The sequence below is a fragment of the Flectobacillus sp. BAB-3569 genome, assembly GCF_002270355.1.
Lineage (GTDB): Bacteria > Bacteroidota > Bacteroidia > Cytophagales > Spirosomataceae > Flectobacillus > Flectobacillus roseus.
On record NZ_NJFZ01000013.1, the window covers coordinates 10,666 to 33,861 of the forward strand.

At 37.9% G+C, this 23,196-nt stretch carries 16 protein-coding genes and 1 pseudogene; 4 read left to right on the forward strand and 13 right to left on the reverse strand.

Going from position 1 to position 23,196, the window contains the following annotated elements:
• Window positions 1-2: 2 nt before the first annotated feature.
• The 4 genes from BWI92_RS13420 to BWI92_RS13435 all read right to left on the reverse strand — a co-directional run bounded on the left by BWI92_RS13420 (window position 3) and on the right by BWI92_RS13435 (window position 5,453).
• Complete coding sequence (locus tag BWI92_RS13420; RefSeq protein WP_095163775.1) at window positions 3-3,089, reverse strand: efflux RND transporter permease subunit; 3,087 nt, start codon at window positions 3,087-3,089, stop codon at window positions 3-5.
• A 7-nt stretch (window positions 3,090-3,096) separates the two neighbouring features.
• Window positions 3,097-4,131 (reverse strand): efflux RND transporter periplasmic adaptor subunit, encoded by a 1,035-nt coding sequence (locus tag BWI92_RS13425; protein ID WP_095163776.1) that lies wholly within the window; start codon window positions 4,129-4,131, stop codon window positions 3,097-3,099.
• A gap of 13 nt (window positions 4,132-4,144) precedes the next feature.
• Window positions 4,145-4,546 (reverse strand): hypothetical protein, encoded by a 402-nt coding sequence (locus BWI92_RS13430; RefSeq protein ID WP_095163777.1) that lies wholly within the window; start codon window positions 4,544-4,546, stop codon window positions 4,145-4,147.
• A 343-nt stretch (window positions 4,547-4,889) separates the two neighbouring features.
• Window positions 4,890-5,453 (reverse strand): Crp/Fnr family transcriptional regulator, encoded by a 564-nt coding sequence (locus BWI92_RS13435; protein WP_095163778.1) that lies wholly within the window; start codon window positions 5,451-5,453, stop codon window positions 4,890-4,892.
• A 215-nt stretch (window positions 5,454-5,668) separates the two neighbouring features.
• Here BWI92_RS13435 and BWI92_RS13440 point away from each other — a divergent pair, with 215 nt between their 5' ends.
• Together BWI92_RS13440 and BWI92_RS13445 are read left to right on the forward strand one after the other, a co-directional pair.
• Entirely contained in the window at window positions 5,669-6,124 is a 456-nt protein-coding gene (locus BWI92_RS13440; RefSeq protein WP_095163779.1) for a YHS domain-containing (seleno)protein, read from the forward strand.
• Between the two features lie 383 nt (window positions 6,125-6,507).
• A pseudogene (locus BWI92_RS13445) lies at window positions 6,508-7,320 on the forward strand (FG-GAP repeat domain-containing protein); the annotation flags it as partial.
• Window positions 7,321-7,441: 121 nt separating this feature from the next.
• On the opposite strand, the gene BWI92_RS13450 reads toward BWI92_RS13445, so the two are convergent.
• Window positions 7,442-7,924 carry a transcriptional repressor gene (locus tag BWI92_RS13450; RefSeq protein WP_095163781.1) on the reverse strand — a complete coding sequence of 161 codons (483 nt, stop codon included), beginning with the start codon at window positions 7,922-7,924 and terminating at the stop codon, window positions 7,442-7,444.
• 279 nt (window positions 7,925-8,203) lie between these two features.
• Between BWI92_RS13450 and BWI92_RS13455 the strand changes: the two genes are divergently transcribed.
• Both BWI92_RS13455 and BWI92_RS13460 read left to right on the forward strand, forming a co-directional pair.
• A complete protein-coding gene (locus tag BWI92_RS13455; protein ID WP_095163782.1) occupies window positions 8,204-9,103 on the forward strand; it encodes an NAD(P)/FAD-dependent oxidoreductase in 900 nt (299 codons plus the stop codon).
• A 131-nt stretch (window positions 9,104-9,234) separates the two neighbouring features.
• A complete protein-coding gene (locus tag BWI92_RS13460; RefSeq protein ID WP_095163783.1) occupies window positions 9,235-10,644 on the forward strand; it encodes a TlpA disulfide reductase family protein in 1,410 nt (469 codons plus the stop codon).
• Between the two features lie 183 nt (window positions 10,645-10,827).
• On the opposite strand, the gene BWI92_RS13465 is transcribed toward BWI92_RS13460, so the two are convergent.
• The 8 genes from BWI92_RS13465 to BWI92_RS13500 form a co-directional block, all read right to left on the reverse strand.
• A complete protein-coding gene (locus tag BWI92_RS13465; protein WP_095163784.1) occupies window positions 10,828-11,991 on the reverse strand; it encodes a glycoside hydrolase family 88 protein in 1,164 nt (387 codons plus the stop codon).
• A gap of 280 nt (window positions 11,992-12,271) precedes the next feature.
• Window positions 12,272-14,152, reverse strand: a complete 1,881-nt coding sequence (locus tag BWI92_RS13470) for a heparinase II/III family protein (protein WP_229363062.1) — start codon at window positions 14,150-14,152, stop codon at window positions 12,272-12,274.
• 167 nt (window positions 14,153-14,319) lie between these two features.
• The gene (locus tag BWI92_RS13475; RefSeq protein ID WP_095163786.1) at window positions 14,320-15,945 is read right to left on the reverse strand and encodes a RagB/SusD family nutrient uptake outer membrane protein; all 1,626 of its coding nucleotides are present in this window, start codon (window positions 15,943-15,945) and stop codon (window positions 14,320-14,322) included.
• Between the two features lie 30 nt (window positions 15,946-15,975).
• Window positions 15,976-19,506, reverse strand: a complete 3,531-nt coding sequence (locus tag BWI92_RS13480) for a TonB-dependent receptor (protein WP_229363064.1) — start codon at window positions 19,504-19,506, stop codon at window positions 15,976-15,978.
• 31 nt (window positions 19,507-19,537) lie between these two features.
• Window positions 19,538-20,533 carry a FecR family protein gene (locus BWI92_RS13485; RefSeq protein WP_095163787.1) on the reverse strand — a complete coding sequence of 332 codons (996 nt, stop codon included), beginning with the start codon at window positions 20,531-20,533 and terminating at the stop codon, window positions 19,538-19,540.
• Window positions 20,534-20,564: 31 nt separating this feature from the next.
• Window positions 20,565-20,720, reverse strand: a complete 156-nt coding sequence (locus tag BWI92_RS13490) for a sigma factor-like helix-turn-helix DNA-binding protein (RefSeq protein ID WP_229363066.1) — start codon at window positions 20,718-20,720, stop codon at window positions 20,565-20,567.
• Between the two features lie 47 nt (window positions 20,721-20,767).
• On the reverse strand, window positions 20,768-21,235 hold the full coding sequence (locus tag BWI92_RS13495; RefSeq protein ID WP_141234778.1) for a sigma factor: 468 nt from the start codon (window positions 21,233-21,235) through the stop codon (window positions 20,768-20,770).
• Window positions 21,236-21,498: 263 nt separating this feature from the next.
• Window positions 21,499-23,124, reverse strand: a complete 1,626-nt coding sequence (locus BWI92_RS13500) for a sulfatase (protein WP_095163790.1) — start codon at window positions 23,122-23,124, stop codon at window positions 21,499-21,501.
• Window positions 23,125-23,196: the final 72 nt, after the last annotated feature.

The following is a 23,196-nucleotide window of genomic DNA, read 5'->3' on the forward strand; positions in this document are numbered from 1 at the left end:
TTCTATGCGTTTTGTTGTGTTAAAATGTCTTTTTTATCCTTCGGTTTTATCCAACCTATGTATAGCACTGGCACTGACAACAAGGCCATGAGCATACTCCAAACTACCCCAAAGGCCAATACACTTGCCAATGGCGCCCACATAGGCGAGTGCGACACAATCATAGGAACCACACCAATAGCAGCAGCCATAGCTGTTAGGAAAATCGGACGTAAACGGCGCTTACCACTTTCGATTGCGGCAGTACGAATATCCATACCATGTTTCATAAGTTCATTGGTATGATCAACAAGGATGATGGCATTTCTTACCACAATACCCGACAAGGAAATCAGACCAATGAAAGCCGTAAAACTAAAGTTATTGCCAGTAACATATAGTCCTAAAATAGCTCCAAACAAACTCAGAGGTATAGTTAGCATCACAATAGCCGATTCTTTGAGATTACGGAACTGGAACAATAGGATAAAGAAAATCAATACCAAACTCACCATCAATACGGTAACTAACTGAGAAAAAGTCTCTTTCTTATTAGCATCTTCGCCACCATATTCAATTCGATAGCCACTTGGTAGCTGTAACTTATTGATTTCTGGTTGAATAGCTTTGACTAATTCTGCAGGTAAAACACCTTCGGCCAATTCACTTTGCACGGTCAAGGTTCTTACGCCATTGCGGTGCATGATTTTACCCGCTTGCCATTCTGGAATAATATCTGCTATTTGGCGCAAAGGCACATTGGCGCCCGTTACAGGCGATTTCATGTAAGTATTTGCCAAATCGTCGGTATTTCTACGACTATTTTCATCTAATCTCAGTACAATATCAACAGCATTGTTGCCCTCATACATAGTCGAGATAGCGGCGCCACTAAAACCTGTATATACAGTTTGAGAAATACTAGTAGTAGTAAAACCTAGTCGATTGGCTTCTTCTTTGAGTTTTATCCCAAAACCATAATAGTCCTCTCCGAAATCACTTCTGACAAATTTGCTTCCTGAGGCGTTTTTGAGAATGGTTGACACTTGGGTTGATAATTCCTTTAAATGCTTAATGTCATCACCAATAATCCGAACCTCAACTGGCGCTTTTAATGGCGAACCTTGTTGCATGAGTTTTACAAACGTTGTTCCTTCAGGGATAGCCATTTCCACTTTATTGCTCAACTCTTCTGCTAACTCTTCTGCCGTTTTGTCGGTAGTGGTATTAATCAAAATCTGCGCATAGTTGGTTGTTGGGAACTCAGGCGAGAAGTTATAGTAAAATCTTGGTGCGGCTGTTCCTGTAAAGGTAGCATAAGAAAGCACTCTTTTATCGCCTTTAATTAATGCTTCTGCTTTGAGAATCGCCTGATTGGTTTTTTCTAGCTTGGTTCCCGTTGGCATCCACAATTCTACTACAAATTGGTTACGTTCGGCGGCTGGGAAAAATAGTTGTCTTACGCCTGCTTTGAACAATAAACCCGCCAAAAGAATCGGAATGATACTGCTTACAATCGTGGCAATAGGATGTTTTACACACCATTCCAACAGATTATTATAGCCGATTTGCATATAGTCGAGCAAGCTTTTTCTGCTTTTCTTCTCATTTTCACCATGTTGATGTAAACCTTTTTTGATAAACATAAAACATAACATTGGCGTAAGTAACATGGCTACGATGAACGATGACGCCAACGCAACAGCAACGGTAATTGGCAAAGCGAAGATAAACTCACCCACCGAGCCATTTAGTAAAATCATTGGCATAAAGGAGGCAATAATGGTAATAGTAGCTGCCAAAACAGGAATCACCAAGTCGCTTGCACTACGCCATGCAGCTGTCCAACGTTCTATGCCTTCGTCCAATAATTCTACGTAGTTGTCTGCAATCACAATGGCATCGTCTACCACCATACCAAGCACCAAAATCAAAGCTGCCAATGATACCTGATGCAGTTCAATTCCTAGGGCATGCATAATCGCAAACGTCACTGCCACCGTCATTGGAATTGCCGTAGCGGCTACCGCTGCAATACGCAAGGGCAATAGCAATACGACTACCACAATAACTGAAATAATAGCAAGAAAAAACTCATGAATAAAATGCGATACGTTTTCATCTACCAAATGAGGCTGGTTGACAATAGTCGTAATTTTTACTTCAGAAGGTAATACTTGTTTTACGGCTTCTATCTTTTTGTTGACTTCATCTCCAAACTGTACAATATTATTGCCTTCGTGCATTTGGATGGATAACAAAATTGCTTTGTTTCCATTTACCGTAATAATACTTTGTGGTTCGGCATAGTCACGTTTGAGACTTGCCACATCGCTTACTTTTACCGTCGAGCCACTTTGTGAAGCACCCACTATTTGATTTGCTAAATCATTTTCGGTATTATAAAAACCATTGGTATAAAGCGGGGTTTTACTTTGCTCAGTTTTGACAGACCCCGTTGCATTGATGCTGTTTTGGGATTGTAAAACCTTTACGATTTGTTGCAAACTAACACCATATTGTGAAAGCTTTTCAGAGCTTGATGATACGACTATTTGCTCTTTTTGTTCTCCAACACGCTTAATCTTTGACGCCGCAGGAATCGTTCTTAAATAATCTTCCAACTTTTGAGCATACGTTTTCAGTTCGGCATAGCTAGCTTTATTGCTTTCTAAGGCAATAACCATAGCCTCGGTATCTCCAAAATCTGAGTTGACGATTGGCCCTCTTACGCCTTCTGGTAAATCCAATTGCTTGGATACCAGTAATTGATGGCGAAGTTTACTCCAAAATACATCTGGTAATTTTACTTTTTCTGTTAATTCTACATTGACTACTACGATACCATCTTTGGTTGTAGAATAGGTTTTTGCTTTGTTAACTTCCTCATATTGAAATAAATACTGTTCGAGCTTTTTAGTTACTTGGTCTTCTACCTGCGCTGAGTTTGCCCCGGGAAAGTAAGCAATAACCAAGCCCTGACGAATTGTAATTTTGGGGTCTTCACGACGAGGCATATTCATCAAAGAATTGACCCCAATCGCAAATAGCAGTAACAATACCGATAAGGTTACGTGCTTATATTTGAGTGATGCTTGTATAATATTCATGACGCAACTATTTAATTGTGATTAGAGAACCATCCGAAAGTTTGTTTTGACCTGCTGATACCACAACCTCGCCAACATTCAGTCCCGAAACTACCTCTACTTGATTATCTGCTACTTTTCCGATACTGATTTTGCGTTTGAATGCTTTGTTTTGGGCTTGGTCAACCACATAAACAAACTCTTGATTATCCAAATCGTGATTGATGATCTCTAATGGCAATAATACTCTTTGTGCAGATACATTTGTCTTGATACGTGCTTCGGCAATCATTCCCGGACGAATCAAAAGACCTGGATTGTCTACTTCTATTTTGATGGTAAAAGCTCTGGAAGTAGCATCAGCCGCCGAACCTACCTCGGTTACTCGTCCTTTGAAAGTTTTGTCCAAAGCCGAAATCGTGACATCAGCAACTTGTCCTAATTTGATCAAATGAAGTTCACCTTCAGGTATATACGCAAGTACTTTAACCTTTCGAATATCTGAAATCACCAATAGCGGATTTCCAGTACCAATGATTTCTCCAACCTCTCCTAATTTTTTAATTAATACTCCGCTGATAGGTGAATACAATTTAGTGTCAGTTAGATTTTTCTGATGTAGTTGTTGCTGTAATTTGGCTTGTTGTAAAGTAAAATTTACTTTTGAAAAATCACTTTCAGAGATACTATTTCGGTCCCGCATTAGCTTAAGTCGATTGTACTCATCTGATACTTGGTTGACTTGTACATCTGATAAGTCCTTCGCTATCTTATAGTTGGTGGGCTCAATAGTTGCGACTAATTGACCTTTTCCAATATTTTGCCCTTCACGACTAGAGATGAAATTGATACGACCTGCCACCAAAAAACCTAATCTAACCGTAGTGCTACCGTCGACGTTCCCACTAACCGAAACCTCTTTGTTGGCTTGCGATGATTCAACTTTAGTAACATTTACAGCAATAGCCTGAGCTCTATTTTCTGTAGTTTTTGTTTCATTGTGTTTGCAACTTGCCAATAACAAAGTTGTAAGCACACCTAGATAAATATTAGCGTACTTCATGGTTTGGGGATGTTTAAATGAATAAAGATTTTTGTATGGTTATTTCTTGAATGTCTAAAAAGCGTAACAGCGCTGCTGATTTTTCACAAAACTCTTCGTTGCCACATATCATAAATTCCATCTGACTCATGGTATTGGCATTGATAATAGATTCTAATTCAGGGTGTTCTTGAAAAAAGTTATCAAAAACTTCCGTGGAAATCAAATAGGTAAATAGTACCGTTGGATAATGTCTAACCAAAATATCAAGCTCTCGGCGAAAATTAAAAATTTGGTTTGGTGAATAGTACACTACTGAAACATGATGCATTCCTGAGGTGGTAAGTTTTGCTTTTACCTGAGGAAAAATGGTTGCCATTCCCGACTCGTCGGTGATGAAAACCCAATGAATACTATTGTCAAAATCTGCCTCCATCGTTTTGGCGTTTAAATTTGATGTGACAAAGTTGGGGCTAAGAAAAATGGAAATTTTTAATCTATATTAAAAAATGAAGCCCTATCAATATTTTTTTAGGCACAAGGCAACAGGCACAAGGCAAAGAGTGTTAAAATGTTTTTAACGACCACAGATATGCATTTTTCCATAGCCCACCGCCAAAAGCCGTTACCTGAAAGCTTCAGGTGCAATCTTAAATCTAATTTTTCTGATTTAGGCACAAGGCAACAGGCACAAGGCAAGGACAATTCACAACTCACAACTCATAATTCAGCACTAATACTTAAGGCTGTCTAAAATCTTTAAGTTTAGAGAAAAATCTCTATTTCGTCTTCGAGCGAATTACACTCAAGGTCTGTTGCGTAATACCCAAATACGACGCAATATGCCCTAGCGGCGCACGCATCAGAATAGAAGGATGATCGTTAAGCAATGTCGTATATCGTTCTTGAGCGGTATGAAATTGCAGTGAGTAAAGCCTATCCGAAAATAATTTTACCATCTGTATAGAAGTCAAAAAAACATAATCTTTCAAGGCAGGGATTTCTTCAGCCAAAGTCATAAAGTCTCGGTACTGAATGGTTCTTAAGGTCACATCCTCCAAAGCTTCGGTACCATAAGGAGTGGGCTGATTAAAAAATACGCTATCGATATTCATAGAAACAAAGCCCTCTTCGAAGAAAAAGTGTGTAATATCTTTGTCATTGTGGCTGTAGTAATTTCGCAGTAATCCTTTTTCCACAAATGTTGCCTTTTGAGAGTTAGCCCCTGGCATAATCAAAATAGTATTTTTGGCATGACGCTCAGTCTTGAAGGCTTTATTAATCCGTTCTTGTTGGGCTTCTGTCAAAGATATTTTGCTGCTGATATGTTGTAAAAAATCCATAGGAGAAAGGATAAGTTTTGGCGGCGCTTAGGCCTATGGCATTGATTGAGATATAAAGATGAACAAAGCAACAAAATTCAACAGCAAATTCCAATAAGGAATGCAAGCTTCTACCAAATGCTTTTTTCCTAGAAAATAGTTTTATGTCATGTAGCCGACTTTTTATCAAGTAGGTAACACCGAAGTTTGTGAAGAAAATTTTTAATCACAAAACAATGAAAACCAACCTATTTGTATTGCTTTTATTTTTGGTGTCAACAAGCGTACAGCTTTTGGCGCAAGAAACCGACGTTTTCCAGAAAGATGGAATCGCTATTCGTGGATACGATCCTGTGGCTTATTTCAAACAAAGTAAGCCAGTGAAAGGACAAGAAACAATTTCCCATGACTGGAATGGCGTAAAATGGTTGTTTAGTTCAGAAGAAAACAAGGAAGATTTCAAGGCAAATCCTGAAAAGTTTGCACCTCAATTTGGAGGATACTGTGCTTATGGTTTGAGCGAAAACCACAAATCGCCAACAGAACCAGAGGCCTTCACGATTGTGGATGACAAATTGTATTTGAACTATAACCTAAAAGTGAAGGAATTATGGAAAAAAGATATTCCGGGGAGAATCAAGAAAGCAAATGATTTTTGGCCTGCTTTAATGTCAAAAACTGCCAAACAATAGCAGAACTATCTATTTAGGCAAAAACTGAATATCCATGTTGTTAATATCATGAAGGCGGAGAGGTAAAAAACTTCTCCGCTTTTTTGTTGCTAAATGATGAAAGTCAAAAAAGCTGACAGCCTTTTATTTATCCTCTTCAATTGCATGTGAATACAGTATTTTTAAAGAATTATATCCTTTAACAAGTAGCCGAATTTTTCAGTTATATTGTTATTCTTAGATATTTTTGATTATTTCGTACAGCTTTCTAATATAACCTCAATCATGCGTATCAAGGAAATACCATCTCCTCAAGAGCAAACTCTCTGGAATAACTTCAGAGCTGGTGATGAAGTGGCCTTTACGCAGTTGTCGACACGGTTGTTTGGCGCGATTTAAACAAAGATGGTTGGGTTGATTTGGTTGTAGCAGGCGAATTTATGCCTGTCACTGTTTTCGAAAACCATAAAGGACAATTGCAGAATGTTACAGCACAATATGGATTAGAGAACTCTCAAGGTATGTGGCAAAAAATTGTGCTGGATGATATCGATAATGATGGAGATATAGATATTCTGGCAGGAAATCTGGGGCTTAATACACAGTTGAGAGCTTCTCAAAAAGAGCCTATGACCTTAATCTATGGAGATTTTGACCAAAACGGAACGATTGACCCTGTTATCAACTATTTTATTCAAGGTAAAAGCTATCCTCTGGCGACTTTGGATGAATTTTCGTACCAGATGCCAAGTATCAAAAAGAAATTCTTGAAGTATAAAGATTATTCGGAGGCAACACTCAAGGAAATACTGACTGACGAACAACGAAAAAATAGCAAAGAGCTTAAGGTTCAAGAGTTAAAGACAACACTATTTGTCAATAATCAAGGAAAATTTACGGCGAATAGTCTTCCAATGGCTGCTCAAAACTCTTGGATATCAGGTATTATAGTGCAAGATTTTAATAAAGACGGAAAGAAAGATTTGCTTCTGGCAGGAAACTTTTATCCTTGGAAAATCCAACTAGGAAAGAGCGATGCCAATAAAGGCCTCATTTTAATAGGAAATGGAAAAGGGACTTTTATCACCCTACCTAATAGCCAATCAAAACTTTTGTTAGAGGGAGATATTCGTGGGATTTATCCGATTAAAGTTGGTGCATCTTCAGTTTTTGTATTGCCTAGAAATGCGGATAGATTAAGTGTTTTAAAGTATTGATAAATAAATTATTAGAGCTTTGCCTGTTTTTTGTAGCCTCATTAAAAAGCAGGTAAAGCAACTTTATGTTGATAGCATTTTGTGAAAATTAGAGGGAGAAAGATAAACTCAAATGTTATTTTCAAGCTTCTACGACGGGATACGAATTCCTGCACTCTTCTCGATTACACTCGCCATATAACGTAAGCGAATGCCCTGTGACGGTTGCACCAAAATGCTCTTCGACAGTAGTTTGAATATGATGAATACGTGGATCACAAAACTCAAAAATTTGATTACACCTAATACAAATCAAATGACAATGCTGTTTTCGACCTAAGGCTCTTTCATAACGAGCTGCTTGTCCTTTGCCAAACTGGTGTTTGAGTACCAAGCCAACTTCTTCAAAAAATACCAAGTTGTTATAAACGGTTGCCATACTCACTTGGAAATTGTTTTGAATGAGATGTAAATAAAATTCTTCTGCCATAAAATGGTCATGGAATTTGTATAACTCTTCCAATAACTTATATCGTTCGGTTGATTTCCGAAAATTTCTTCTTACAACTTCTGTGTCTAGATGCCTTTTTGCTTTTATAAATTCCTCTCTGGTCGTCGAATCCATCTTGTTTTAGTCAACAAAGTCTAAACGGTCTCAAAAAATACTAGAGCTATTAGAGCAATATCTATAGCTCTAGATTTCTGAATTCACCGATTAATTATACTCTCAGTGAGATACCTCTCTGCGTATCATCTGAGAGCCTATCCTGTAATGTTCATGAGTAATTACTGAACAAATATAAGCCCTTATTTTTAATTAATCTAAATAAAATTTACAAAAATATGAATTTTATTTATTGCAACAATGTTGCAATAGTAGAATTAATAATAAACAAATAGAAAAATGGTAAATCAATACGAGGTAATAATAATAGGAGGGAGTTATTCAGGATTATCGTCAGCAATGGCATTGGGACGTGCTTTACGAAAGGTTTTAGTATTAGATACAGGTAAACCTTGCAATAGATACACGCCTCATTCTCATAATTTTATCACGCAAGACGGCGAAACACCTTTTGAAATTTTCCAAAAAGCAAAATCACAAGTACTGGCATATCCAACTGTAGATTTTCGAGAAAATAAGGTATTGACAGTATTAAAAACAGAAGAAGGATTTGAAGTCAAAACGTCAGATGATTCTTTTTTTACGAAGAAAATCATTCTTGCTACAGGCATTAAAGACATTTTTCCTGACATCAAGGGTTTTGAAGATTGTTGGGGAAAAAGCATTTTGCATTGCCCATATTGTCACGGGTACGAAGTGAGGAACCAACAAATCGCAGTCGTTGGAAATGGCGAGATAGGATATGATTTTGCTAAATTGATTTATCAGTGGTCGACCAATATTGTTTTGTTGACTGATGGGAAAAGTACACTTTCTCAAGAGCAAACAAACAAGTTGATTTCTAAGGGTATTCGTGTAATTGAAAACACAATAGAAGAGTACTGTCATGCAGAAGGACAAGTAACGTATATTAAGTTGGGTGAGGACATGGAGTTGTCAGTTGATGCCGTGTTTGCTCGAATACCTTTCCAACAGTCCACTAGTTTTGCAGAGGATTTAGGTTGTACCATGCTTCCATCGGGTTATGTTCAAGTAGATGAAATGCAAAGAACCTCGGTTCGAGGTGTTTATGCTGTAGGAGACAGTACTAGTATGATGCGCTCAGTTTCGGTAGCTGTAGCAACAGGGACAAAAGCAGGAGCCATGATAAACAAAGAACTGATAGAAGAAGAATTCTAGAAATAGACTTCTTGATTTACTAGTTTGAAACCTATATAGTGATAAGCTAGGTATATGCAGGATATTAGGCATTTACCTAGCTTTTTCTATGATTTTTCCTTATTTTAGAAAAAACTAAATATATCTTAACTATGCGAAACTACATTCTATTTTCATTTCTTTTTTGTTGCTACTCATTCGCTTACGCACAGACATCAGTTATTATTGCCAAAAACAATTCTATCTATAGCTTCAATTACTTTGATGATTTGAATGAACTAACATCATCTGTTTTTTCGGGCTTGTTAGAAGATAAGCAAGGAAAAAAATATGACATCTATCATAATTACCCAACCTTGATTTATCCGAGGTATACATCTTTGGGTAGACCGATACTCATATTTCCAAATGATAGCATAGTACTGGATGTAAAAGATGATAAGGTCGTATGTATTTACCCTAATGATTCCTTAAGAAATGTGCTTGCAGTCTTGGACAGACAATATGGTAATGAAATTCAGGTTTCGGGATATTCTATCAAAGACATGCAAAAAAGCGAGCATATCATGATTATCAATGGTATTAAGAGTAAAATGCGTCGTCAAGTTGATACAGTTCGGAAATATCAATCATCTTTGGATACAGTACTTTATAAGAGTACTATTCAAGAAATCAAGAGTTTAGCGCTTTCCTCTATCCTTGTTCCTTTTGTCGATGGAGATACTGATTGGAAGAAGTTTCCTGAATGGTACATTGATTCTGTGAGACTTTTTAAAGAAGAAATTTATGGTACAGATACACTCATCAAAGGTGCTCAGTACAGGCAAGCGTTATATTCCTACAATCAGTTTCTCTGTAGGGATTCTCTCACAGATGCCAATAAGTTTTATGTGCAGTTTAATTCCGCGCTGAGCAATTTCAAAGGACAACACCGAGATTTTCTGATGGCATATTTACTCAGAAAATTCAAGATAGAAAATGTACCCAATTACTACGATTATGTTGGGATTTTTTATGCAGTATGTCAGGACGAAGTCTTTCTAAAATATGTAAAACAGAAATTGGATGATACTGATTTTAGCTTTCCCGAATATGTGCTAAATCAAAAGTTGAAGCATGAAAATGGTCAAAGTGTTACTTGGAGAGACTTATTAGAGCAACACAAAGGCAAGATGATTTATCTGGAGTTCTCGGCTAGCTGGTGCCCTCCATGTATTTACATGGTTCCTTTTGTCAAAGATCATGCAAAAGCTTTGAAAGATAAACCTATTGTTTTTATTACGATTAGTGTTGATAAATCGGAGAAGGCTTGGAAAAAGGCTGTTAATAAGTACCATATTTCTGGAGATGGTGTGACAACCTATTGGTTGGGCGAAAAACAAAAATTTACTAGTTTTCTCTTTACAAGAAGGGAAAAGGAGAAGAGTACCTTAGAAATTCCAAGATTTATGTATTTTGACCATAGAGGGCACTTTATTACTTCAAAAGCCATGCAACCACTTAATAAACCCTCGAGAAAACAGATAGAACTATTTTTGAAAGATGTGCCATTAAGTAATTAAAAGCTAGGACTTTACGAAGGATTTCAGACTATTGCAGATGTGGGATTGCTGAATTCGGAAATAAAGTAAAGCACTTTTATTTTTTACAAAATATAAAAGATTACGCTTCCGAAATCCAACATCCGATATCTGAAGTAAACAGTTGTTTAAAATCCTTCGTACAGTACTAATGCATCACCTCTTTTACTTACCAGAAGCCTTCAATTGCTTGTATCTCAAAAGTGCTTCCAAATAATAGTAATCTGCATATACCAATGGAACATCCACTTCCGAATTACCTGGTTTGTGACCAGTGCTATGCATCAAAATAAAGTGATTGTTTTCTCCAATTTTTGCTTTAAATGCTGGAGAAGATAAGGTTTCAAGCATTTTGATGGCATTGCTCAAATATTCTGCTTTTTGTTTTCCTTTAGAGTATTGCGCTAGCTCAAATAGGGCAGAAGAAGCAATAGCACCTGCTGAAGCATCACGTTCTTCACCCGGCTTGCTATAATCCCAATATGGAATTTTGTCGGCTGGTAAATTTGGATTATGAAGAATAAACGCCGCAATTTTATGCGCTTGCTCTAAATATTTGGGGTCTTTTGTTTCACGATACATTACGGTGTAGCCATACAAACCCCATGCTTGTCCACGCGCCCACGCTGATTCATCGGCGGCACCTTGGTGTGTTTTTTTGGCTTGTACTTCTCCGTTCGGACCGTAGCATATTACATGATAACTACTATTATCAGCTCTGAAATGGTTTTTCAACGTATTGTCAGCGTGGATGGTGCTGATGTTGTAAAAGGATTTATCGCCCGAAACCTTGGATGCCCAGAATAAAAACTCCAAGTTCATCATATTGTCGATGATAACTGGGTATTCATATTTTCCTTGAAATTTGTTCCAAGATTTGATTAAGCCAACTTTAGGGTCAAATCGTGTTGAAAGTGATTTTGCACCCGTAAGCATAATGTTTTTATATTCCTCATTTTTGGTAAGACGATATCCATTTCCAAAAGGACAATATAGCATAAAACCCAAGTCGTGCGTACCCGTATTGTATTGTTCTTTGGCTACTGCCATTGTCCATTTTTCGGCAGCATCTTTCCATTTTGGGTCATGGGTATATTCGTATAGATACCAGAGTGAGCCTCCAAAGAAACCGCTACACCACCATTCTGACTTCATATCACGAGGCGAACCGTCGGGATTAGTAGATTGAGGAAACTTCGTCAAATCGGGATGTGATGCCAACATTCCTTCATATTGTTTGGCAGCATAATCAAATTCTTTTTTGACATTGATTTGACTCATCGCTAAATGTGTACAAGTAAGAAGAATAAACGTTTTTACAAATTTCATAGTTTACAAAGATTTATTGATTCAGTTATAGGAATACGTAAGGTTGAGGTTTTTAAGTTAGTGCTATGTAAAAGGATGTTATTCGTTAACAGTATATTAGTTGTTGGAATAATCTCATAATCAGAAGGATACACTTTAGGCTTTCAGGTATCAGCTTTCAGCGGTGGGCTTTGGAAAAAAGCATGCCTGTGGGCAATAAAAAACATTTTAACACTCTGTGCCTTGTGCCTGTTGCCTTATCCCTAAAACACAAAACTTAAATTTAATTCTACACAATTACTTACTTTCCTTCAAATTTCAACTGATATTTTCCTTTAGTACTTGGTTTTTTGTGTGTTAGTATAATTCTTGTAACGAATTTCTTTCCCCATTTTGTTTTAAAACTATCATATTCCATCCCTTCGGTAGATGGCATATCGGTGCTAACGCTGAAGAGATTTGGGTCGTATGTTGCCACTAATTGTGTATCGTCGTTGGTAAAAATAATTTGTCCCGCTTTACTTGTATCTACCTGACAGATAGTCATCAAGACTTGTTGTAATGACTGAGGGTTTTGAGATAAGACAAAGTCGTCATTTATTTCAATTTGATGCTTTTGTTTTAAAAGTTTTACACCTCTTTTCCATGTTTGAATACCTGCTTCTTGTGGGTAAGCCCCAGCAATATTCATAGTCAAACCTACTTCTTTTTCATTACTCAAAAAGGCTACATCATGTGCCTCAAAACTTCGTCCATCTTTTTGTCCGATTCCATTAATCATCGGTAAATTATGGTGCTGAGACTGTGTAAACCAAAGTTCATAGCGTTGTTTAGAGAACGTTCTGGCGGTGTAATTCCCACGACCAGCATCAATAATCATAGGTTTTCCTTTGTAGTAAATAATGAAATCGCCTACGTCATTATGATTGTGGCTCTCGTCGTTGTGCCCACCGTGAGTTGCCAAAAACAAGCCTGTGTTATCTCTTGCTGTCATCACCTGAATATCACTAATCCAAGCCTCGTTGACAGGCTGATATGCGGTATCATTTGCTTTGATTGAACCAACTGTCAAAAGATTTTGGATTCTGCGCATGCGCTGGTATCCTTCGGTTTTGACTTGTGGATATTTTGCAAAAGCCCATTCTCCAAAATGTTGTAATTGAGGTTCTTGTATGGCTTTGCCGAAACGATACAACATCAAACCATCTGGTCGGAGAGTTGGATCAGCATCGGCAAAATTGACAAAATATTCACCACTAATATGTGTTTTGTACACATAGTTTGCCATTTTTTTAATAAGCTCATTTTGATAAATATTTACTCGATTATTGGTGGCATTTTGTAGAAGTTCTAGGCAGTCAAAAACACTGCCACCTGCTGCAAACCAGTAACTTGGTCCTTCGTCGCAACCACCATCTTCACCTAAGCTATTCAAATAGGAATCTAGCCCAATCATTGCGCCATACAACATTTTGGCACGGCGATTTTCATCTTTTTCCAAGAGCAAATTACTCATAATCCAGTTGGACATAATCCAAGGATTCCAGTTGTTGACAGGTTTAGTTTTGCTCATCCAACCAAATCTTTCTGGATTATTGAGCATAGGATTGAAAATGCGCACATTAGTTTCGTGGTAAATCCTTTTACGAATCAATGGATTAATCTTATCCAATTTTTTACCAACCCAATAATCAGCAATAGCAAGAACAGAAGCCGTTTCGGCAGAAAACAAATCAACTACAGGATTTGTCACATCGGGAAGCCCCGTATGGCCAATATGCGCAGGAACGCCCCAATAACTTTCTTCGCAAATTGACCAGATACCGTTGAGGATTGCCTCCATAAATCGACCCTTATCTTCGATACTTTCTGCTAGTAGCAATTGGAAAAGGTTATTTCTTTTTCCATAAGAAATATTTCCATGACGATTACGGTCGCCAGAGCGAACATAATCGAGTGAAATGGTTGCTGAGATAGGCTCAAATTTATAATTGAGAGCTTTTTCTCCGTCTTTAATAACTTTTTGTAATACCGAATCGGGCACTTGGGCTTTCCATTCGGTAGGATTTTGAGGATAGGGATGCCACTGATTTAGCGGAATCAGACTTTGTTGGACAGCCCCTAATGAATAGTCTTTTCCAAAAATATTTCGAGGCGTAATTTGTGCTTTGGTACTAACCACAAAACACAATAAAAAATAAGTATTCGAGGTATGGACATCATAGTGTGCGTTAAAATTTAATCGCCTTTAGCCAAGAGGTATGAGCTTTCAGCTTTTGATTATTTTAAAAAATTAAGTTAATCAAAAGGGCCGAAAGCTCATAGCCGATGACTGAAAGCTGTTGTACCTTACCAATTAGGATTTTGCTTAAGATTAGGATTGAGCGCTAATTCATTAATAGGAATAGGCCATAAATAATCTTTGGTAGGGTCAAAACGACGGAAAGTAGCATCTTGTACCAAAATATAATTATCAGCTGTGAGTTTTACTGCTGTTGCTGTGCCAAATTCACTTTTGAAAAAGAAATTTCCTATGATTGGTTTTACTAATTCAACTTCAGCCGTTTTCCAACGAATTAAATCCCAATAGCGGAAACCTTCCACTGCTAATTCTACATGGCGCTCACGACGAATTTCGTTTCGCATCGAAAGCCCATTGGCGGTTGCAAAGGCGTTGGATAATTTTGCGACTTTACCTCTAGCTCTTAATTTATTGATTGTCAGTTCCAAATCTGCATCAGAAATAGATTCGTTGAGTTCATAAGTAGCTTCTGCATAATTTAATAAAACTTCTGCATAACGAATCACAACTCCGTCGATGTTAGAGCGTTGTAAAGTCCAGTCTTCGGTATTAAAGTACTTTCTTGACAAAAATCCAGTCAATTGGAAGGCTAAAACTGAGACAGAGAAAATAGGATTTGTTCCAATATATGAGTCGCCAGACTTCATGATAGTAGCGCCTAAACGTTCGTCACGATTGCTAAATACTTCTGTTGAGACAGTGGGTTTTTTGTACAAAGGCGACTTTTCAATTGGCAATCCGTCGGTCATCAAGTACGAATCTACAAGGTTGCGCGTTGGACTAGCCGAGCCATTTTCTAAGTTACGAGCCGCAGTATGAGTAAGAACGATTTCGGAGGTACTTACACCGTACTGTTTAACCAAAATATTTTCACGATTTTGACGACCTTCTCCTGCCAATTGAAATAGGTTGTAATAGCTTGCAAACAAATCATGCTCTTTGCTATCAATAATGGCTTTTGAAGCCGCCAACGAAATCATTAAATGTGCCTTGTAATCGCCATATCCATGAAACTTAGCACGTGTTCCTTCAAATAATGCTGCCCGTGATTTGAGTGCTAATGCGGCAGTTTTGGTAATTCTACCATAATTGGCGGTACCTAACTGCGTTGGCGTTGGTAGTTTTTCGACAGCAAAATCTAAATCTTTATAAATATTCTGAATCACTTCTTCACGAGTGTTTGCTGGAGCGAACAGCTCTGGAGAGTTTTCTTTTAAAACTGATAAAATCAACGGAACACCACCATAACGCTGGAATAGGGTATAATATCCCCAAGCTCTAAAGAATCGTGCCTCGGCGATATAACGGTCTACAATTGCTGGCGCAACACCTGAGTTAAGTGCCAAAGGCGCTTTTTCGATGATGTTATTGGCTGCTCTAATAAGCTGATACGAACTGCTGTAAGTCCCATCCGTAGCGGGTGCTATACGTGTACCATCACTGATACCGTTGGGAGCACGTGCATAAGTATCGTCTGACCAATTGTCATTGGTATTGGGTAACCCAGGTAAGTAAGTGTATAAAAAATTGGCAGCACCTTGTAAGTCTCTTTCAGTTTTCCAGAAAGCAGGATCACTCAGTTGTGTTTCAGGAATGCGGTCGACATCGCAAGAACCTAAGCCCATTGTGAGCAATAAGGCTAAAGATATATGTTTGAATAAAGTCTTTTTCATAATCCAGAATGTTATATTGTATTTCGGGTTTTAGAATGACAAGTTCAAGCCACCAGTGATTGTACCAAAAAATGGATAATCGTTTTGTGAACCGTTTCTTTGTTCTGGGTTAAAATAATTGTTAAATACGCCCAATCTTGTCAATGAATACACGTCCTGACCCGACACAAATACTCTTGCGCGTGTGAGACCGATTTTCTTTAAAAGGCTTGGTGGAACAGTATAGCCAATTTGAATATTCTTCAAACGAGCGTATTGCCCATTCATAATCCACTTGTCGGAAGGTAGGTATCTGAATCCACCTTGTAGATAGGGTCTAGGAAAGGTTGCATTGGGATTTTCTGGCGTCCAATAATCACGGTGTACTGCTAAAGGTTGCTTCCAAGCTTGTGCCAATGGTTCAATCGCTTCGCTATTTGGCATAAATGAACGCTCGCCAACACCCTGAATAAAGGCAGTGAAATCAATAGATTTGTATTGGAAACCAAAATTTAAACCAAATACATATCTTGGCTGGTCGGTTCCTAACATCACCAAATCACCTGGGTCTTCTGGTGTGCCTTTTCCTACTGTGATTTTTCCATCGCCATTTTGGTCTATGTATTTTACATCTCCTGCACCTGTGCGGCTATCTTGGAAAGCATGAGTTTTTACTTCGTCGTCGCTTTGGAAATATCCTTCCGTTTTGTAACCCCAAATCGTATTGAGTGGATAACCTTCTAATAATGAAACCGTTCCAGCACCCAATACTCTGCGTCCTGCGTAACTCATGAGTTTGTTTTGGTTGTCAGAAAGATTAAATCCAACATTATAGCTAAAGTGCTCCCCGATTTTATCTCTAAATTTCACCTCAAGTTCCCAACCCCAAGACTTCAATTCACCGTTGTTGATTTTAGGAGTTCCTACGCCAAATGTACTTGGTAACTGCAAGGGCGTGAGCATATTACGATTGTATTTTACGTAATAGTCACCACTGATTTGTAGTTTGTTTTTCAATAAACCAATATCCAAACCTCCGTTGCTTGTTTCGATGGTTTCCCATGATAAATCTGAAGATGGTACTACACTTTGATAAAAATAGGAAGTACGTGATTCTGGGCTACCCATAACTAAGCTTGAGCCTCTGGTCAGCAAATTGAGATAGTCATAAAAACCTATGCCCAAGGCATTTCCTAGTTGTCCCCATGAGCCTCTAACTTTAAATTCAGAGAATAAACCGATGTTATTACTAAACCATTTTTCGTGGTGCATATTCCATCCGACAGAGGTTGAAGGGAAAAACTTAATGCGTTTGCCTGGCGCTAATCTTGAACTTTCGTCGGCACGAAATGTTGCTTCAAACAAAAATCTATCATCATAATTATAATTTAAGCGACCAAAATAAGATTGAAAAGCATAGGTGTTGATCGTCTCGCTATTGCTCTTGGTTTTGTCGTCACCAAGGTTGAGTGTAGGTTGGTCATTACTTACTAGGCTCAATGAGGTTGTACTGGTAGAGGTAAAACGACTGTCTTCCCATTGGTATCCACCCATGACATGTATCTTGTTTTTCTTAATACTAAAGTCATAATCTGCCAATAATTGAATATTGGTATTATTGGTAAATTCGTTGGTTACGGCATACGAGTTAGGATTATTTAGGTAAAAAACGGGAGCAAATCTTCCCCAAAGTTCTACCTGACGAGCAAATCTTCTTCTTTCACCAAAACGATATTGTTGTCCTAATACGGCACGAAGTTGTAAACCTTTAACCACATCTTTGGCTGCCAAGGTAAATACCCCATCGAAGAAGTTTCTGTCCATATTGTTGTAACCACCCTCTTTTAGCAAAGCATAAGCATTGTTGGCCGACGAACCTGCACCACCATTGAGCCTTCCTTCTGGTGTGAAAATAGGGAAACGTGTGCGTAAACGATATACCTGATATACTAATCCCTCGCCGTCAGTACTTGCCGATGAAGCTTGTTGGTCTTGCTTGGTATAGGCAATACGTGAATCCAAAGAAATATGCTTGGTCAGTTGAGAGCCTAAGTTAAAACGAACGTTGTAACGGTCAAGTCGGTCGGGACCAACTTTGAACAAACCTTGTTTACCGTAATAGCCTAACGATACCAAGTAATTGGTTTTTTCATTTCCGCCTCTTGCCGAGAAATTATGCGTTTGCATAGGTGTATATTTTCTAACCACTTGACCGATTTGGTCTTCTTGGTTATAGAATATATATCTTGTTGTATCAGAGGGGTTTACTATATAAGGTACGCCATCTCTGATTCTTTGTAAATCATCATCTGTATATTCTGGGCCAGTTTTGGCATTTTTTCTAGCCAAGTTGGCATAAAGCGCTTCTTCCAAAAGTGGTAATCTTTCGGGTACATTGAGTGCCCAGTCTACCCCGATTTGGTTGGAGTAATCGAAAACAGTTTTACCTGATTTTCCTTTCTTAGTAGTAATCAAAATTACTCCACCTGCTGCTTGAGCACCATAAATGGCTGCTGCTGCGGCGTCTTTCAACACACTGATATTTTCGATATCGTTGGGATTGAGAGTTTGTAAGGTAAAACTAGAAACCGTCACCCCATCGACCAATACCAAAGGGTCAACATTACCATTGGCAGAAGTAGCTCCACGAATCTGAATACCAATACCTTCGTTGCCGGGCTGACCTGTACCACGGGTAATAATCAAGCCAGAAGTAACACCCTGCAAGGCATTAGCCACGTTTGATACAGGACGGTTTTCGATAACTTTTGAATCAATGGTTGATACTGCTCCTGTTAGATTTGCTTTTTTCTGTGTACCGTAGCCTACTACCACCACTTCATCAAGTGATTTGTTGTCGGATTCTAATATTACATTGATAATACTCTGAGAACCAACGGCTATCTCTTTGCTCACAAAGCCTACAAAAGAGAAAACTAATACGGCACCGCTATTGGGAACATTGATTTTGAAACGACCAGTTCCGTCTGAATTGACTCCTCGTGTAGTGCCTTTCAAAGCAATATTTACCCCTGCCAGCGGTTCGCCTTTTTCATCGGTCACTTTTCCAGATACGCTTTGTTCCATCACCACTTGCAACTGGGCTGGTGAGAGCATTGGAGCATTGGTATTGAGTACGACAGGATGTTCTGATGAAATAACTTTGGGCAAAAATTCTTCTTTTGTTGAATTGTTTTTGGTATCAGATGATTGTGAAGGAAATTTCTCTACAATCAAGTATGCGCCAGATTTAGACCTTTTGTATTTTAATTTTGTGGATTCTAGGAGTTTGTCGAGGTTGTTTTCGATTTTTTGATTCCAGTCTACTACTTGTTGATTGACGGTTACTTTTTCGATTGTTCCTCCTTCAAACAAAATATCGACACGGTAATGGTTTTTTAATTGTCCGAGTACGTCTCTGAGTTTTTGAGTATTGTTTGTCAAATGTTGCTCAGTTTTTGTTCTGCTCAAGATATTTTTTTGTGCCATAGCAAATACTTGGGCATTACACGGCTGTCCTCCCAAAGCCATTGTGCTGAGTAACACACTGGCTTTGAGCATTGCAGGTAAAGCTAGATTCATAGAAAATTTATTTAGAAGGTAATGGAATATTTTATTTCTCCGAAAGCACGAAAGTATTTCCTGTTTTGGATAATTTGAGGTCTAATAATTCTACAACGGTATTCAATAATTCTTCTGCATTTTGGGCTTTGTATGAGCCTACAAGCGTTCTTTTTGCAAGTGAATCGTTTTGTAATTTGATTTTTACACCATAATTTTCTTCCATAATTTGAGTAAACTCAAACAGGTTGGTATCTTCAAAAATTAAGCGGTTTTGTTGCCAAGCAATGATTGGATCAAAAGTTTTGGCAGTATCTTTTTGTACATGGTTGCTTATATCCAACTTGACCAATTCGCCAGGACGCATGGTAATTTCCTTTTTGACTTGGTTTTCTTGGTATTCTAATCTAACTTTTCCTTTATTCAGAATTACTTTTGCGCCTCTATCTCTACTGAAAACACTAAATTCTGTACCCAGCACAACAACGTCAAAATTACGTTTTGTTTTTACGATAAATTTCTGATTATCAGGTGTATGTGTTACTGAGAAAACTGCTTCTCCCGATAGTTCAACTTCTCTATTTTTAGTGCCAAATCCAAATCTTGGGACTTTCAATGTTGAATTGGCATTCAGTGTAACCATCGTACCATCAGCCAATTGAATTTTATCAACTTGCCCGAAAGTAGTTTCATAAATTTGGTATTGAAAATGATCTTTAAAATACCAAGAACCTAAACTAATTATCAAACACGCTGCTGCTATTCGACTGACTTTGAGCCATATATTGCTTTTTTGTTCTGTTTCATCATCCACAAGTGTAATTACGTCTTGGTCGGTTTGTTCCATGATTTGTCTAAAATCTTGAAGACGTTTCTCTACAGAAGGATTATATTGAGGGTGTTGAGTTTCCCACTCCAACAACCATAAATAGAACAATTCTTGGTTTTTCGGTTTTTTGAGCCATTCTTCAATGGATTGTTTTTGCAGAGGCGAACTTTTCCCTGCAAAATGCTCAAAAAGTATTTGTCTATTCACTACAGATTCCATAATTTTTCAACGTGTTTGTTTATCAGGTTTTTTAAAATAAAAAGTATAGACTAATCCATAAAAATAGGTCTTTGAGGCCAAACTTCAGGGCTTGTATTGCCTTGTGAATATGTGTTTCGACGGTACGATGTGAAATATCTAGTTCGTCAGCAATTTCTTTTGCTTTTTTGCCTTCAAAGCGATTCATCAAAAATACTTTTTGGCACTGTTTAGGTAATGTGTTGATTATCAGTTCTATTTTTGGTGTAACTCTTCATATTGCATGATTTGCTCGGGTAGTTCGGCACCTTCAATATGGTAAACTTTCTCAAGCGAATCACTTTGTTTAAACTCATTAGCCAGATAATTCAGGGCTCTATTACGTACTGCTCTAAACAAATAAGCACGATATGAGGTGGTAACTGATTGATAAGACTGGGTTTTCCAAAAATGACAAAAGACATCACTGACAATATCTTCGGCTACCTCTTTGATATATACGTACCTGATGGCGTGTGAGCAAAGTGCTCGGTAGTACATCCCAAAAAGTATTTCACAACCTTTTTGTGGATGCGTCTGAAAAGCAAGCTTTGCTGCTAGTTCAGCTCCATCAATAATTTTCCCCTCAGTCTCTGGTTGTGGTTCTACAAAGCCCAAAGTTGGATGATTATTTTCAGTAGTTATAGATTTAGGTTCTTGACGAATCATAGTTAAGTCTTTCACACATTTTGATGCTGTTATACTGTAAAGACAAAAAAGGCGTAAAAACTACGTAGTGTAAAATGATAATTTTTTAAAAATTTTAAGAAAAAGTATTTTTAATCTAATTTTTTAGGATTCAAAAAGAGATATACACCATAAAAAAGGTGCTGAATAAGTCTCCAGCACCTGTGTAAAAAGTATTAATTGGGGATGTTGGATTTTTGATTTCGGAAGTATAGCATATTACTTAATCCTCAATCCCGAAATCAACAATCCCAAATCCGCTATCGAAAGATTTTTCCACTCTTTTCGAGTTCTTTATATTTGGCAATATACATTTTGTCAAGTTCTTCTGAATCTTTGTATTTGATACGCAATTGGGCTAGTTTTTTATGTAAATCTGCCTTGATTTTGGCATAGGCAGGGTCATTATAGACATTTTTCAACTCATTTTTATCTTTCCTACGGTCGTATAATTCCCATTCATCTACATCATAATAGAAATGAATCAGCTTAAATTGTTCGGTCACGATGCCATAATGGCGTTTGACCATGTGCACACTTGGGTATTCGTAATAATGGTAATAGGCGGCATCTCTAAAGTTTTTTCCTTGTCCTTTAAAGATAGGAATCAGACTTTCGCCCTGCATATCTGAAGGAGGTTTGATACCCGCCGCTTCAAGAAAAGTCTGCGCAAAATCCAGATTTTGAACCATCTGAGAATTTTTAGAACCAGCTTTAATAATACCAGGCCATTTTACGATTAGGGGTGTTTTGAAAGATTCATCAAAAATAAAGCGCTTATCAAACCAGCCGTGTTCGCCCAGATAAAATCCTTGATCAGAAGTATACACCACAATCGTGTTTTCGTCCAAACCGTTTTCCTTCAAAAAGTCTAATACTTTTCCAACACCCTCATCCACCGAAGCAATACAGCCTAGATAGTCTTGCATATATCGCTGATAACGCCATTGCATTTTTTCTTTTTCGGTCATGGTAGGGTACTTTTTGATAAACTCCTCATTCATAGGTCGGTAGGTGTCGTCCCAAACTTTTCTTTGTTCAGGATTCATACGACCAACCGTACCATTGTACAATGCTATATCATAAGAGTGAGATTCTTTGATACCCAGTTTTTTCATGTTTTCTGGGAAAATCTTTGAGTCACCTGCCCAATTCATGTGCTTGAGTAGGTTCATTTCGGCTTCTTTGGCGGCTGTTCCACGTCCTTCGTAATTATCAAAAAGGGTACTTGGTTCAGGGAAAGTTTTATGAATAAATTCTTTGTAATGGCGCTCCGCAGGAATCCATTCACGATGTGGAGCTTTGTGTAAATACGCCAAAAAGAAAGGTTTTTCTGGGTCTCTTTCATTTTTGAGCCAGTTGAGCGTAATATCCGTAATCAGATCGGTCACATACCCGATAAGCTTTTTGGGACCTTCTTTTTTAGTAATAATATCAGGGTTGTAATAGTTGCCTTGATCGGGCAATATCTGAAACTCATCAAAGCCTTTGGGGTTATTGCCAAAATGCAACTTTCCGAACATAGCTGTCTGATAACCATTGGCTTGTAATAATTGTGGAAAGGTAATGTTGGTCGTGTCGAATGGAAAATAGTTATCAATTTTACCATTGATATGGCTATGTTTTCCTGTTAAAATTACCGCTCGTGAAGGCGCACAAATTGAATTGGTAACGCAGGCATTGGTAAAAAGCATACCATCTTTGGCAATTCTGTCGATGTTGGGTGTGCTTGTCAAACGTTTATCATAAGCCGAAATAGCCTGATAGGCATGGTCATCTGACATGATGAATACAATGTTGGGACGTTTGGGCTTGTGTGGTTTTAGTGCCATAAATACACCAACGATACCTCCCAGTAACAGTAGGATGACGGAAATTTTTTTCATAGATAGTTAAATGGTTGAAATTGGGCTTAAAGCTAGAAAATTACCATAATGTTTCAAAGTGATGCAATCAAA